General features: G+C 32.0%; 13 protein-coding genes and 1 other annotated feature. Of the genes, 12 read left to right on the top strand and 1 reads right to left on the bottom strand.

All coding sequences use genetic code 11. The annotated features are described in order from the left end of the window. The first annotated feature begins 10 nt into the window (after positions 1–10). From KPL37_RS00165 to KPL37_RS00150, 4 genes are all read left to right on the top strand, one after another. Complete coding sequence (locus KPL37_RS00165; RefSeq protein WP_216145132.1) at positions 11–766, top strand: HipA domain-containing protein; 756 nt, start codon at positions 11–13, stop codon at positions 764–766. Continuing rightward, positions 748–1,185, top strand: a complete 438-nt coding sequence (locus tag KPL37_RS00160; protein ID WP_216145130.1) for a hypothetical protein — start codon at positions 748–750, stop codon at positions 1,183–1,185. Before KPL37_RS00165 ends, KPL37_RS00160 begins: the two co-directional genes overlap by 19 nt. A gap of 203 nt (positions 1,186–1,388) precedes the next feature. Then, on the top strand, positions 1,389–1,544 hold the full coding sequence (locus tag KPL37_RS00155) for a hypothetical protein (protein WP_216145128.1): 156 nt from the start codon (positions 1,389–1,391) through the stop codon (positions 1,542–1,544). Positions 1,545–1,610: 66 nt separating this feature from the next. Continuing rightward, positions 1,611–2,426, top strand: coding sequence for an AAC(3) family N-acetyltransferase (locus tag KPL37_RS00150; RefSeq protein WP_216145126.1), 816 nt, complete (start codon positions 1,611–1,613; stop codon positions 2,424–2,426). Between the two features lie 75 nt (positions 2,427–2,501). Here KPL37_RS00150 and KPL37_RS00145 read toward each other — a convergent pair whose 3' ends face one another. Beyond that, positions 2,502–3,527: an ABC transporter substrate-binding protein gene (locus tag KPL37_RS00145; protein ID WP_216145125.1), complete on the bottom strand. Its 1,026-nt coding sequence runs from the start codon at positions 3,525–3,527 to the stop codon at positions 2,502–2,504. A gap of 329 nt (positions 3,528–3,856) precedes the next feature. Between KPL37_RS00145 and KPL37_RS00140 the strand changes: the two genes are divergently transcribed. The 8 genes from KPL37_RS00140 to KPL37_RS00110 all read left to right on the top strand — a co-directional run bounded on the left by KPL37_RS00140 (position 3,857) and on the right by KPL37_RS00110 (position 15,857). After that, positions 3,857–5,890 (top strand): Na+/H+ antiporter, encoded by a 2,034-nt coding sequence (locus tag KPL37_RS00140; RefSeq protein ID WP_216145124.1) that lies wholly within the window; start codon positions 3,857–3,859, stop codon positions 5,888–5,890. Between the two features lie 195 nt (positions 5,891–6,085). After that, positions 6,086–6,315 (top strand) — a binding site (T-box leader). Positions 6,316–6,395: 80 nt separating this feature from the next. Then, on the top strand, positions 6,396–9,038 hold the full coding sequence (locus KPL37_RS00135; RefSeq protein ID WP_216145123.1) for a valine--tRNA ligase: 2,643 nt from the start codon (positions 6,396–6,398) through the stop codon (positions 9,036–9,038). Between the two features lie 616 nt (positions 9,039–9,654). Next, the gene (locus KPL37_RS20005; protein WP_281418605.1) at positions 9,655–9,786 is read left to right on the top strand and encodes a hypothetical protein; all 132 of its coding nucleotides are present in this window, start codon (positions 9,655–9,657) and stop codon (positions 9,784–9,786) included. A gap of 260 nt (positions 9,787–10,046) precedes the next feature. Next, a complete protein-coding gene (locus KPL37_RS00130; protein ID WP_216145122.1) occupies positions 10,047–10,964 on the top strand; it encodes an ABC transporter permease in 918 nt (305 codons plus the stop codon). Positions 10,965–10,980: 16 nt separating this feature from the next. Beyond that, the gene (locus tag KPL37_RS00125; RefSeq protein WP_216145121.1) at positions 10,981–11,940 is read left to right on the top strand and encodes an ABC transporter permease; all 960 of its coding nucleotides are present in this window, start codon (positions 10,981–10,983) and stop codon (positions 11,938–11,940) included. Between the two features lie 14 nt (positions 11,941–11,954). Beyond that, on the top strand, positions 11,955–12,965 hold the full coding sequence (locus KPL37_RS00120; RefSeq protein WP_216145120.1) for an ABC transporter ATP-binding protein: 1,011 nt from the start codon (positions 11,955–11,957) through the stop codon (positions 12,963–12,965). Further along, a complete protein-coding gene (locus tag KPL37_RS00115; protein WP_216145118.1) occupies positions 12,965–13,942 on the top strand; it encodes an ABC transporter ATP-binding protein in 978 nt (325 codons plus the stop codon). Before KPL37_RS00120 ends, KPL37_RS00115 begins: the two co-directional genes overlap by 1 nt. 226 nt (positions 13,943–14,168) lie before the next feature. Further along, the gene (locus KPL37_RS00110) at positions 14,169–15,857 is read left to right on the top strand and encodes a peptide ABC transporter substrate-binding protein (protein ID WP_216145116.1); all 1,689 of its coding nucleotides are present in this window, start codon (positions 14,169–14,171) and stop codon (positions 15,855–15,857) included. Positions 15,858–15,902: the final 45 nt, after the last annotated feature.

Below are 15,902 nucleotides of genomic sequence, written 5' to 3'. Positions count from 1 at the left end.
GAAAGAAAAAGTGGAAACCGAGAACATAAGGAATTTTATAAATAGTTCATCACTTGGTGTTTATGAAAAATATATTATAATTAGAGATAATCATAAGTATTTGGTGAAGTCAGGAAGAGGAAGCGCAGAAAAAGAAAGTTTGATATTGGAACCGGTAACAGAATGTATTTGCTATGAATTAGCGAAATTAATGGGAATAGATTGTGCAGAATATACATTAGAAAAAAGAAATGGTAGATTGGTTTCAGTTTCAAAATGGTTTTACAATGAGGAAGAAGAACGATTCTATAGTGCAAACAGACTGATGAGAATACTGGGTATATCTAGAGAAAATTTATATAATAAATTAGTTGAAAATTTTCCTAATATAAAGATGAATTTAAATAATATGATTATTTTTGATTATATTGTAAATAATACAGACAGGCACTTGAAGAATTTTGCTTTTATTGAAAAGGATGATGAATTAAGATTTGCACCTATTTATGACAATGGATTATCTTTAGGTTCACATTTAAATGATGATGATTTAATAAATGAAGACATGGATGATTTGTTATTAGATTCAGACTACGCTAAATGCTTTGAAACTAGCAATAAAAAACAATTAGGATTAGTAGATAAACATAGTTTAAATATTGATATTGATTTTGAGCAAATAAAAGATAAGTACAAAGAGTATTTTAGTAAAAAAAGAATCGATTTTATTTTGCAATTATTGAGAGAAAGAATAAAGGATGTGAAAATATGCTTCCCAAATCAGTGATTGAAACTGTAGATCTTATGAATAAAGATTATTTTTTAGGACAATTGTCATACGACATAGTGTCAGAAGAATATAGTTTTAAGAGAAATAAAGAAATTAATGATTTGAAGTTATATCCAGCAGAATTTTATGGACTATTTGAGGTCAAAGAAATAGAAGTGCAAAGTGATGTTATTAGAGAGTTTATAGTTGATAGGATAATACCATATAATCGTATGAACTTGAGTAAATATCTTAAATATTATGACATGGAATTTTGGGATGAATGGGAACTGTTTTTAAAAGCAAAAGGAATGTGTTTCTTGGATACTTATTGGATAAGAAGAAACAGTAATGAAACGTACAAAAAATGTCATATTAAATTTACTAATTCCGTTAGAGATGATTTATTAACAGAGGAATATTTTTTAGAAAATTAAGTTGGGGTTCATATTTTTATATTGTTATATTATGGTTCAAGTGGATTTGAATTTAAATCTTCTTGTGCCTTTTTTATTTTTTTGAATCTGCTTTAGAGGAAATTTGACGAGATTTCTTATCGTATCCTTAATTCTAAATATATCTCGATACCTTAAAGAAATGGTATAATTAGCATTATAAATATAAAATTAGGAGATTTGCTATGAATAAAATTTTAATAATAGAAGATGATTTAAAGTTAAAAAAGTATATTCAGGAATATTTAAATGCTTATGATTACTTTCAACTTCATTTAAAAATATTAATCTCATTAGTGGTTAAAGAAAATAATGAAGGTTTCATTATTGACACAATGTGAGTAAATATTGGTTTATATGTATGAAAACAAAGGCATTAAGTAGTAATTAGAAAAGGAGTGATATAAATGAGTGAAGAGAAAATAATAAATAAAACAAGAGAACCTAATACTATTAATACTATTTATCAAGACTTGATGAGACTTGGTATAGATAACAGTGATATATTATTAGTTCATTCATCATTGTCGAAATTAGGATGGGTTTGTGGTGGGGCTCAGACTATAATAACTGCATTAATGAATGTTGTGGGAAGCAATGGAACATTGGTTATGCCAGCTCATAGTGGAGAATGGAGTGACCCTTCGCAGTGGAGCAATCCGCCAGTACCAAAAGAGTGGATACAAACAATATATGATAATATGCCTGCATTTGACCCTGATATTTCACCGACACGAGGAATGGGTCGTATTGCAGAGTTATTTAGGACATTTCCGGGAACAGTACGGTCAAATCACCCACACGTATCATTTAGTGCAAATGGAAGAGATGCAATGCATATTATTGAAAATCATCCATTGACTCCGCAGCTTGGTATGGATTCTCCGCTTGGCAAAATGTATAATTTAAAAGCAAAAGTTCTTTTACTCGGAGTAGAATATAATTCTTGCACCAGTTTTCATCTTTCAGAATCACTTATAGATGAAATGCCTAAAGAACGTATAGGTGCTGCAATATTTGAGAATGGTGAGAGATGCTGGAAATGGTTTGAGGATTATGAGTATGATACAGAAGACTTTATGTTAATTGGAGAAGATTTTGAGAATAATTTTAATATACAAAAAGGCATGGTTGGTAACGCAGAATGCACGTTATTTGATATGAAAGATGGAGTTGACTTTGCTAAGGCATGGTTGATTAACCATAGATTTGCTGCTAGATAGGATATATGTTTTTATACGCGAAAAAAAGTATATATTACGTATTGCAATACGCGTAATATATACTTTTTTGATTTTTTATTTTATGGTTGTTACTGCATTTTTACTAAATGTAGTATTAACTATTTTATCAAAGCTTGGTCTTGTGGGTATTAGTGATGGTTTATAAGATTGAACTATATCCATAAGTTTTGTTAAGTTCTCTGTTGTGAGTGTTGGGTTTGTTGAGAAAGCATTTATATTTCTGTAGTTTTTAATAGATGAAATGAGTACAGCTTCATCTGTGCCGGGGAAGTAGGATTTGATTGAAGTAATTACTTCTTTATCAGAATGACTATTAACCCATTTTTGACCTTTGTAAATTGCATTAGTGAATTTTTGCATTACAGCTGGATTTTTTGTTATATAAGATTTTGTGGCAAAAAAGCAGGTATAAGGTATGGTTCCAGCAGATTCACCTACTGATGCTACAATATTTCCCGAATTATTATTTTTTAATGTACTAGCGGTTGGTTCAAAAAGAGCAACATAATCACCTGTACCGGCTTTAAAAGCACCAGCAGTAGCTGTGAAAGCGAGATTTGTAATAAGATTTACATCAACTCCAGGTTTTATACCATGATTTTTTAGAACATACTCAAGAGCCATTTCAGGTACTCCACCAGGTCTTCCGCCTATTATAGTTTTGCCCTTTAAGGACTCCCATTTAAAGTTCGACTCAGCTTTTCTAGATACTAGGAATGATCCATCTTTTTGTGTTAATTGTGCAAAAAGAACTGGGTAATCTTTTCGCTGTTGATTGTAGATGTAAATGACTTGTTCTGGGCCTGCAAGACCAATATCAGAAGCTTTGCTTAAGACTTGCTGCATAGTCTTATCTGCGCCTTGACCAGTCGAAAGTTCAATATTTAGGCCTTCTTCTTTAAAGAACCCCTGAGAAATAGCCGCATACATAGGAGCATAAAATATAGAACGAACCACTTCATTTAACTTTACTTTTACGAGAGGTGTGGTAGCAGTTTTTTGCGTACAGCCAGAGAATAAGGTAGTTATTAATGCGAGAGAGAGAAGTAGAGAAAAAATTGACATTTTTTTAATCTTCATAGAAACCTCCATATCATATAGTAGTTATGATTATATAATATGAAAAACAATGTAAATGTGACATCTTATATTTGTGATAAGTTGTATACCAGAAGGTTAGCACATGAGTTTTTTTAGGAGATAGCCTGTTAGTTTTATGAAATATTCAGATATTAGAGTATTTTAAAATGTGCTATAATTTATATATAAATATTTCTATACTAAGTCTCTTAGGTGTTACTGTATTAGAAATTTTCTGGCAATGACAATTCTTGAGAATACAAGTGACTATTAATAGTACTAAAACTAAAACTAAAACTATTAATAGTACTACATAAAGGAGAATTAAAATGGATTTATTGTTGACCGTCTTGTTATTACTAGTTTGTTTATTAATCTCGAATATAATTAGCCACTACATACCATTTATTCCTACAGCATTAACTCAAATAGCTTTTGGGATAATAATTGCATTTGTATTTAGGGATATTTCATTCGATATAGAAACAGATTGGTTTTTATTGCTATTTGTGGCCCCTCTTTTGTACAACGATGGGAGACATTTTCCTCGTGAAGAGTTGTGGAATATGAGAGCATCAATTTTGGGTAATGCTCTTCCCCTTGTACTTTTAACAACCATTGCAGGTGGGTATTTTATTTATTGGATGGTACCTAGTATTCCTCTTGCCGCGGCATTTGCTTTAGCAGCTATTTTATCACCGACTGATCCTGTTGCTGTGAATGGAATTGCAAAACGAATTCATATTCCTGAAAAAGTATTAAAGCTTGTTAGAGGAGAATCACTAATAAATGATGCATCTGGTTTAGTTGCCTTTAATTATGCAATAGCGGCGGTAGTAACGGGTTATTTTTCTTTACGAGAAGCAATCTTTAATTTTACATATATGTTTTTAGCTGGAGCAGTATTAGGTTTAATTCTTGGTTTACTTATAACATTAATACGACATACCTTGCGTAAAAAAGGAATAAATGATGTAATATTTCATTCATTGCTACAAATTTTAACCCCTTTTATTATTTATATTATTACAGAAGAACTTTTTCATGCTTCTGGAGTAATTGCTGTAGTTGTAGCTGGTATTGTTCATTCGGTAGTAAGAGAACGAACAGAAACCATGATGGCTCAAGAGCAAATACTTACTGAAAACATATGGTCAATTGTTTTATTTATTTTAAATGGTATTGTATTTCTATTATTAGGATTAAATATTCCGTCATCTATGCTTGATACGGTAGCTGACCCCAATATTGGTAATTGGTTAGCCATTGGATATGTTATAGCCATTGGAATTGTTATTCTTGCAATTCGTTTTGTTTGGGCCTATTTATTTTCATGTTATGAATACCGTTTTAAGAAAATAAATAGCACTACAAAACCAAAGTTTAAAACAGTTTTGATAATTGCTTTAACAGGTGTTCGTGGTACAGTTACAATGGCAGGTGTTCTCTCAATTCCTTTCTTTTTAGCTAGCGGAGAGGCATTCCCAGAACATTCACTTATTCTATTTCTAGCAGCGGGTGTAATCTTATTTACATTAATATTGGCAACAGCCATTTTACCTCTTTTAAGCAAAGTAGATTTAGCAAAAGGAGATACAATAAATTACCTTAATTTAAATGAGGCAAAGAGTAAACTCTTGCTGGCTGCTATTAAAAAGATTAAGTTAGAAATAAATGAAGAAAATCAATCTGTAGCTTATGAATTAATGGATGAATATAAGATTAGATTTAAACAAATTCAATATAAACAGAATTCTATAGAACGAAATACAAGTTACTATCAAAAAAAAATCACAGAAGTTCGGTTAATGGCATTAAAAGCAGAGAGAAAATATATCCATGAGCTAATGGAGAACAATGGAATGACTGAAGAGGTTTTTGAAACATTTGAAAGATCTCTGGACTGTCGAGCAGAAGCACTCTCAATTAGCCTCAGTTCAGGAGCATTGTATCTCATAGGAAAAATCATAAGTGAATGGAAGCATTTTAGTGGTCATTATCGCAAAAATGAGGAAACTAAATTAGCTAGATTACGTATAGGAAAAGATATTCAGCTTAAAGCTTTAGGAGCGGCACTTAAGCATTTAGAAAAATACGCAAGAGAACATGAAAAATCAGATATTGTTTTTGTAGTGATCTCAGATTATAAAACAATGATTAATCGATTAAAAAGGCCAACTTCAATATTTAATGAAAAAAATGAAGAGCAAAAGGAAGAACTTAGGATTAAAGTCATGGATATACAACGCTCAGAAATTAATAGAATGTATGAATCTGGAGAAATTTTAGGAGAAACCACAACTGAATTAAGAAAATATATTAACTACATTGAAAGTGTTATTTTAAATAAATATGTTGAATAAACAACTTAACTTTTCCTCATCAATTTCAGTAAATTGAGAATTATCACTGAAAAATTGATGCTAAACCTGTGCTTGTATATTTAGTATCTTGACATATAAAAATTAAAAGGTATAATGGAAATTAAATACTATATAACAATTACACAATATATTGTATAATGTATATAACAACTACATAATATATTAATAAAATATATAAAAGCTTAGATAAAGAGGAGTAGAGGAAAATTAATATTAAGAGAAAAAGATCCATAGGCTGTAAGATCTTTTATATGAAAAACCTTGAAGGTTGCTTTGGAGCTTCTTTGCCATATTCATGTATTTATGAATAGAGGGTATAAGACGGTTTTCTTAATCGTTAAATTATAAAGAGCCTGCAATTTTGCAGGAAAAAAGGTGGTACCGCGGAGCTTTTCGTCCTTTTACAGACGAAGGCTCTTTTTTTATTGTCTAAAAATTGGCATTAAAAATCGATATACTAATCATCATTTAGGAGGAATTAATCATGGAAGAAAACAATAATATTGATAAGAACTATAATCCAAAAGATTTTGAAGAAAGACTTTATGCATGGTGGGAAGAAAAAGGTTTTTTTACACCAAAAGTTGATAAAGATAAAAAACCATTCACAATAATGATGCCTCCACCAAATATTACAGGAAAATTACATTTAGGTCATGCTCTTGATAATACGCTTCAAGATATTCTAATAAGAACAAAAAGAATGCAGGGATATAATACATTGTGGCTTCCAGGTGAAGACCATGCTAGTATTGCAACAGAAGTAAAGGTAGAAAATGAACTTTTAAAACAAGGCCTTAAGAAAAAAGAAATGGGAAGAGAAGCTTTCCTTGAAAAAGTATGGGATTGGACTAATGAGTATAGAGCAAAAATAAGGGGACAAATAAGAAAAATGGGATGCTCCGTTGATTTTACCCGTGAAAGTTTTACTATGGATGAAAATTTAAATCATGCGGTAAGAGAAGTTTTCGTTAAACTATATAATGATGGACTTATTTATAAGGGAAATAGGATAACTAACTGGTGTCCAAAATGCATGACTGCTATTTCAGATGCTGAAATAGAGTTTGAAGAACAAGAGGGCCATTTTTGGCATATAAAATATCCAATAGTAGGAACCGATGAATTTTTAGAAATAGCTACGACAAGGCCAGAAACTATGCTTGGAGATACCGCAGTCGCTGTAAATCCTAAAGATACTCGTTATGCACATTTAGTTGGCAAAAAAATAATGCTTCCATTAGTAAACAGAGAAATACCAATAGTTGCAGATGATTATGTTGATATAGAGTTTGGAACGGGCGCAGTCAAAATCACACCAGCACATGACCCTAATGATTATCAAATAGGTAAAAGACATAACCTTGCGGAAATAGTAGTTTTGAATGAAAATGCAGCTATTTGTGAAGGTTATGGAAAATATTCTGGTCTTGATAGATATGAGGCAAGAAAAGTTATGGTTGAAGACTTGGATAAGGCTGGACTACTAGTTAAAATAAAAGACCATGCTCATAATGTAGGAACTCACGATAGGTGTAAAACTACTGTAGAGCCAATGTTATCTGAGCAATGGTATGTAAAAATGGAATCTCTTGCAAAACCGGCTATTGATGCAGTAAGAGAAAACAAAACAAAATTTGTTCCTGAAAGATTTGATAAAACATACTTTAATTGGATGGAAAATATCCAAGATTGGTGTATATCAAGGCAGTTATGGTGGGGACATAGAATTCCAGTATGGTATTGCAAGGACTGTGGTGAAGTTATAGTTTCTGTTAACGCTCCAACAAACTGCAGCAAATGTAATAGTACAAATCTTAATCAAGATAAAGATGTTCTTGATACTTGGTTCAGTTCTGCGTTATGGCCTTTCTCAACACTTGGTTGGCCAAATAACACCGAGGATTTAAAACAATTCTATCCAACAAGTGTTTTAGTAACAGGATACGATATTATATTCTTCTGGGTTGCAAGAATGATTTTTTCAGGAATATATAATTTAGGTGAGGTACCATTTGATACAGTAGTAATACATGGAATGGTAAGAGATGAGCAAGGAAGAAAAATGTCTAAGTCGCTAGGAAACGGTATTGATCCATTAGATGTAATAGACCAATATGGTGCAGATGCATTAAGATTCTCACTAGCAACAGGAAATTCACCAGGAAGTGATATCAGGTTCTATGAGTCAAGAGTTGAGGCAGCTAGAAACTTTGCAAATAAAATTTGGAATGCATCTAGATTTGTTATGATGAATTATAATGAAGAATTGATGGCTAAATATAAAGAGAGTAAAAACTACACAGTTGCAGACAAATGGATATTATCAAGAATGAATACTGTTACAAAAGAAGTTACGGAGAATATTGATAAATATGAAATAGGAATATCACTCCAAAAGACTCATGACTTTATGTGGACAGAATTCTGTGATTGGTATATTGAACTTGTTAAACCAGTATTGTACGCAGATGATTGTGAGGCTAAAGGCATAGTATTAAATGTATTAAACAAAGTACTAAAAACAGGGCTTAAATTACTTCACCCAGTTATGCCATTTATAACAGAAGAAATTTATACTCATTTAGATAATGAATATGAATCTATAACAATCGCTAAGTGGCCTGAATTTGATGAGTCTCTTAAAGACGAAAAATCCGAAGAAAAAATGAACTATATTATAGAAGCAATAAAAGATGTAAGAAATGCTAGGGTAGAAATGAATGTAGCACCTTCAAGAAAAGCTAAAGTATTTATATATGCTATAGAGGCAAAAGAAGCATTTGAAGAAGGTATGGTATATTTTCAAAAACTAGCATCAGCAAGCGAAGTTGAATTTTTAGAATCTAAAGAGCGAGCACCAGAAAATGTAGTTACAGTAGTAACTAAAGGTGCTGAAATATATATGCCATTACTTGAACTTGTGGATTTAGAAAAAGAATTAGAAAGATTAAATAAAGAAAAAGAAAAACTAAGAAAAGAAATAGACAGGGTAGAGAAAAAGCTTTGCAATGAAAGATTCACAGCTAAAGCCCCAGTAGAAGTAGTAAACGAGGAAAAAGCTAAAGGTGAAAAATATAAAGAAATGTATAATTCAGTAATTCAAAGCATAGAGAATTTGAAGTAGAGCTTTAACAACATAAAGTATTAACTATAGAATAGACATTTAAGAGATGTCTATTCTATAGTTTTTTTTGTAGTAATAGTGAGTTTAGGGTATCTATAAAACTTACTTTTGAATTATTTTATAATGCATTATATTTATAGGGGAGGAAGTTGTATTAAAAAGCATTTTATTAGATAAAATAGATTCAATATTAAAAAAAAAGAATAATAAAAATCAATATTATCAATAATTATGCATAATGTTAATGACAATATGAATACACCTAATTGTGACCTAGATAAAATAATAACCTTTAAAATGTAAAATTAAGTTTAATAAGGTAAGTTAGTAAAATATATAAAACAAGACATAAAATATAAAACAAAATTAATGAATATAAGAATATATGGATAAGTTATAAAAGTTATGAATAAATTAACAATGCTATATAGACAAATTATAAATAACATAGCGAAATTAGACATATTTTTGAAAATGTTACATTGACTTTTTAAAATTTCTAATTATAATTAAGAATAAGAATAAAAAAGGGGGATAAATTTTAATAGGTAAAGTAATATATAATATATATTTTAAATTTCGAATAATTGTAAACTATTTAGATGTATTTATATTTTTGAATTTTATTAATGGAATACATATTAGTGTTGTAAATGAAGTATATGGTCATTTTATATGGACTGAGGTTGATGATAGCACTTGTGTTTGTGTGTGTGTTGTAAGGCCAAAACATATTAGACTAGCATGATTTTAGGTAATATTAGAGCAATTGAACAAGCAATGGAACACATTCAATAATTTTACACATGTGAGGCTATAGGCTAATACTCAGTATGAATTATTTGTATTAAAAAAAATCAATAGTATGAGTAATTTTGAATATTTTATAAATGTGACAATCTTAAGTTTTAAAATTAATATAATCGGGTGCGACTTACAGTGAAAAAGGCACTTCTACTAAGTGTAGGATTAAATTTCAAATAAATATAATACGAAAGGGGTCAAGAGATGTTTAATTTTTTTGTTAAAAGATTATTTTCAACTGTTATTACAATTTTCGTAGTTATCACAATAACTTTTTTCTTAATGAGATTAATGCCAGGTGGGCCATTTTCTGGTGAAAAAAAACAAACTGCGCAGGTGTTACAGAGTTTGAACGAAAAATATGGTTTAGATAAGCCTGTGTTTGAACAATATACAATGTATTTAACAAACCTTGTACATGGCGATTTAGGTCCTTCAATGAAATATGAAGGAAGAACAGTTAATGAAATTATAGGTTATTCTCTTCCGGTTTCTGCTAAATTAGGCTTTGTTTCTATAGCTTTTGCTATGGTGATAGGGGTGTATATGGGGATAATAGCAGCCCTTCATCAAGGGAAGTGGCCAGATAGGTTATGTATGTTTATTTCAACCATTGGTATTACAGTGCCTAGTTTTGTAATTGCAACATTACTTATTTATGTGTTTGCAATAAAACTTAGTGTATTTCATGCTATAGGGCTTGAAACTCCTATGGATTATGTTCTTCCATCAATTGCTCTTGGAGCATCTTCAATGGCATTTATTGCAAGGCTTGGTAGGTCAGCCTTACTTGATGTTATAAGATCAGATTACATTAGAGTAGCTAGAGCTAAAGGACTTTCTAAAAATACAGTTATATATAAGCATGCTTTAAGGAACTCACTAATTCCGATTGTAACGTATATTGGACCATTACTTGCTGCTGTTTTAACTGGTAGTTTTGTAATTGAAGGTCTATTTGGTATTCCTGGAATGGGTAGGGAATTCATAACAAGTATAACAAACAGAGATTATACTGTAATAATAGGTTTTGTTACACTAGATGCAACCTTCCTAGTGTTTGCCAATTTTCTTGTTGATGTACTTTATGCAGTGATTGACCCAAGAATAAAAATCGAATAATAGGAGGTGCACAAATATGGAGACAAATACTGAAATAATGAAAATAGATTCTGAGTTATTTGAAAGAATACCAGATGATAAGAAAAAAACAAATGAAATAGTTAGACCAAGTGAAACTTATTTGCAGGATGCTTGGAGAAGATTAAAACAAAACAAACTTGCAATGGCTGGACTCGCTTTCGTTATATTTATAACTATACTTGCTATAGTTGGCCCAATGTTATCAAAATATAATTATTATTCTCAAAATTTTAGGATTGCAAACCAGAATCCTAGTTGGACTCATTGGTTTGGTACTGATAAATTTGGGCGTGACCAATTTGTTAGAGTGCTATATGGGGCAAGAATTTCACTTACAATTGCATATGTAGCGAGTTTATTGAATCTTGTTATAGGAATTTTATATGGTAGTATTGCTGGATATGCTGGTGGTATTGTTGATAATTTAATGATGAGAGTTGTTGATGTAATTTGGTCAGTTCCTAGCATGATCTATGTTATTCTTTTAATGGTTATTCTTAATAAACCAGATCATCCCTCAGCTGATGGCGGTATGCTAAATATTATAATAGCACTCGCAATATCATTTTGGGTAGTTATGGCAAGAATAGTTCGTTCTCAAATTATGGCACTCAAGGAACAGGAATTTGTCCTTGCTGCAAAGGTATCAGGTGCTTCTAGCATGAGGATAATACTAAAGCATCTTATTCCTAATAGTATGGGACCAATAATAGTAACAATGACAATGTCTGTGCCGGGTGCTATTTTTACAGAGGCCTTCCTTAGTTTTATAGGACTCGGAATTTCTGCACCTCAAGCATCATGGGGAAGTCTTGCGTCGGATGCATTAGAAGGATATCAACTTTATCCATATCAGTTATTTTTTCCGGCGATGGCAATTTGTTTAACAATACTTGCGTTTAATTTTCTTGGCGATGGCTTAAGAGATGCTCTAGATCCAAAGATGAGAAAATAGTTGAGGAGGAAGTTATGGAAAGATTACTTGAAATAAAGAATTTGAAAACATCTTTCTTTACGCATGTAGGAGAGGTGAAAGCAGTAGGGGGAGTGTCCTTTTACTTAAACAAAGGTGAGGCTCTTGGAATAGTTGGAGAGTCAGGAAGTGGAAAAAGCGTTACCATGATGTCACTTATGAGGTTACTTGCTGATACAGGGAAGATAATAGATGGCGAAATGATATTTGAGGGAAAAGATCTTGCGAAACTTTCCGAGAAAGAAATGGAAAAAATAAGAGGAAATGAAATGGGAATGATATTTCAGGACCCAATGACTTCCCTAAACCCTGTGTTCACTATAGGTAATCAAATAATGGAACCACTGCTTAAACATAAAGGATTAAGCAAGAAAGAGGCTTTTAATAAATCAGTTGAATTGCTTTCCTTAGTTGGAATTCCAAGTCCTAAAGAAAGAATGAAACAATACCCTCATGAATTTTCTGGTGGTATGAGGCAACGTGCAATGATTGCTATGGCACTTTCTTGTGAACCTAAACTTCTAATTGCAGATGAACCTACAACGGCATTAGATGTTACTATACAAGCACAAATTCTTGAACTTATGAAAGATATAAAACAAAAATTAAATACATCAATTATCCTTATAACACATGATTTAGGAGTAGTTGCAGATGTTTGTGACAGAATAAACGTTATGTATGGTGGATTAGTTGCAGAAACAGGTTCCACTAGGGATATATTTTATAACCCAAGACATCCATATACGTGGGGACTTTTAAACAGTATTCCAAATCCTGAAAGTACTGTACGGGAAAAATTAAAACCAATAGAGGGTCAACCACCTGATTTGTTGAAACCACCGGTAGGATGCCCGTTTGCAGCTAGATGTAATTATACTATGAAAATTTGTGAACTGAAAAGGCCGCCACTATTTCAAATTACTCCTGGGCATAGTTCAGCTTGTTTTTTAAATCATCCTAATGCACCTAAGATAAAGGCACCTGTTGGAAGGGGGAGTTTATAATGAGTAATGAAAAAGTATTAGTTGAAATTAAAGATTTAAAGAAGTACTTCCCAGTTAATAAAGGTCTATTTGGAAAAGCTCACAGCTATGTAAAAGCTGTAGATGGTATTTCTTTTACAATTAATAAAGGTGAAACTTTAGGACTTGTTGGAGAATCAGGCTGTGGTAAAACTACCTGTGGTAGAACAATAATAAAGTTATATGAGCCCACCTTCGGGCAGATAATATATGACGGACATGATTTATCAAAATTAAGTCAAAAGCAGATGCTTCCATATAGAAAAAAAATTCAAATGATATTCCAAGATCCATATGCTTCATTAAATTCAAGAATGACTGTTGGTGATATAGTTGGTGAATCAATTGACATCCATGGTGTTTACAAAGGTAAGGATAGAATGGTAAAAATTCAAGAATTGCTAAGAACAGTAGGATTAAGCAGTGAACATTCTAGTCGGTACCCACATGAATTTTCTGGTGGGCAAAGACAAAGAATTGGTATAGCAAGGTCTCTTGCTGTGCAACCGGAATTTATAGTTTGCGATGAGCCTATATCTGCTCTTGATGTTTCTATACAAGCACAAATTATAAATATGCTTGAGGAGTTACAAGAAAATATGGGATTAACATATCTTTTTATAGCCCATGATTTATCAATGGTTAAGCATATATCAAATAGAATTGGTGTTATGTATTTAGGGAAAATGGTTGAAATAGGTAAGAGTGAAGAGGTATATGGTCATTCAATGCATCCATACACTAAGGCATTGCTGTCTGCTATTCCGATACCAGACCCTGAAGAGGCAGCTCTGAGAAAGAGAATAATGCTTAAGGGAGAAATTCCATCGCCTATAGATCCTCCACCAGGGTGTAGATTTAAAGGTAGATGTCAATATGCTAAACCAATATGTTCAAAGGTAGATCCAGAGCTCAAGAATTTAGGATCTGATCATTTCGTTGCTTGCCATCTATATTAAATCATCTCCTGCGGAGCTGAAATATTAACAACTTTGGAAGCAGATTTGGACTGTCACCAAAGCAATTTTCCTAGGCTAGACAACTGCCACTTATAGAAGATGGCAGACTTGAAGCTTCCAAAATGTTGTTAAAATGTATAAAATGTTTGTTTAATGAGAATATTACAGAATATAAGTCGATGCATTGCAGCGAATTTATATATATATTAGTAGGGGGGAATAATTAATGAATAAATCAGCAAGGATTAGTGCAGTGATGCTTTCGGTAGCTGTAAGTGTATCATTATTAGCGGGTTGCGGATCTAAAACAGCAACAAATTCTAATGGCAAAGTAACACAGGCAATAACTTTCAATTTGGGTGCAGAACCTAAGACTATTGATCCAGCATTGAGTACTGCAATTGACAGTGGGGATGTTATCGGAAATGCTTTTGAAGGACTAATGAGATTAGATTCTAAAGATAAACCAGTTCTAGGTACAGCTGATAGTTATAAAGTCTCAAAAGATGGTTTGACTTATACCTTTCACATTAGAAAAGGTGCTTTATGGTCAGATGGAAAACAAGTTGTAGCTGGTGATTTCGAATATGCATGGAAAAGGGCTTTGAAACCTGCTACTGCATCCGAATATGCGTACCAAATGTTTTATTTGAAAAATGGACAAGGATACAATGAAAGTGGACTTTCAGCTGACAAAAAAACTGCTGGTGTAAAAGCAGCAACGGCCGCTGATGTAGGAGTTAAGGCTACAAATGATTCAACACTTGTAGTTACACTTGAGAATCCAACTACTTATTTTTTATCACTTTTGGCATTTCAAACATATATGCCAGTTAGAAAAGATGTAGCAGATACAAATTCTGCTTGGGCAACTAAACCTGCTACTTATATATCTAATGGTGCATTCAAAATGAAAGAATGGAAACCTAAAGATGTAATGACTTTTGTGAAAAACGATAAATACTGGGATACTAAAAATATTAAACTTGAAACTCTTAATTATAAAATGTTAGAGGATCAAACTGCATCACTTTCCGCATATAAAGCAGGCCAAATAGATATGCTTTATCAACCACCACAATCAGAAATCCCTGCTCTTGTAAAAGATGGTAGTTGTATAATAACTCCTAATTATGGAACCTACTACTACGTAGCAAACCTTACACCAGAAGCAGTTAAGTTAAACCCAGAAGCTGCTAAGGCTATACAAAACGCTAAAGTAAGAAAAGCATTATCTCTTGCTATTAATAGAAAAGATATAGTTGCTAATGTTAGTAAAGGTGGGGAAACTCCTGCAACATCATTGGTTCCAAAGGGTTCTTTAGAACCGAATGGTAAGGATTTTGCAAGTAAAGCTTATTATCCAGCAGCAGGAGATATAGCTAAGGCTAAAAAATTACTAGCTGAAGCTGGTTATCCAGGTGGAAAAGGATTCCCTAAACTTACGTTTACTTATAATACAGGTGCAGGGCATCAAAACATAGCCGCTGCAGTTCAAGATATGTGGAAAACAAATCTTGGAATAGATGTAGATCTTAAGAACCAAGAGTGGAAAGTATTTATACAAACAAGAAATGATAAGAAATATATTCTTGCGAGAGATGGATGGCTTGCAGACTATACAGACCCAATGAGTTTCCTTGATCTACTTACAACAAGCTCAGGAAATAATGATTCGGGATACAGTAATCCAGTATATGATGCAAAAATCTTAGCTGCTAAAAAAGAATTAGATCCAACTAAGAGAATGGCAATTCTTCATGAAGCAGAAGACATTATTATGAAAGATGATGTTGTAATTCCTATTTATGCATATACAAATACAGTAGTTTTAAAATCTAATATTAAAGGAGTACGTACATCACCTCTAGGACAACATTGGTTCCAAGGTGCTTATGTAACTGCTGCTAAATAATAATATTAATTAAAATACCCTATAGAGTAGATATAAAGTCTATTC

The organism is Clostridium frigoris (genome assembly GCF_018861865.1).
Classification (GTDB): domain Bacteria; phylum Bacillota; class Clostridia; order Clostridiales; family Clostridiaceae; genus Clostridium_AD; species Clostridium_AD frigoris.
Note: the sequence above shows the minus strand (reverse complement) of the source record. Positions and strands in the feature narration are given on the sequence as shown.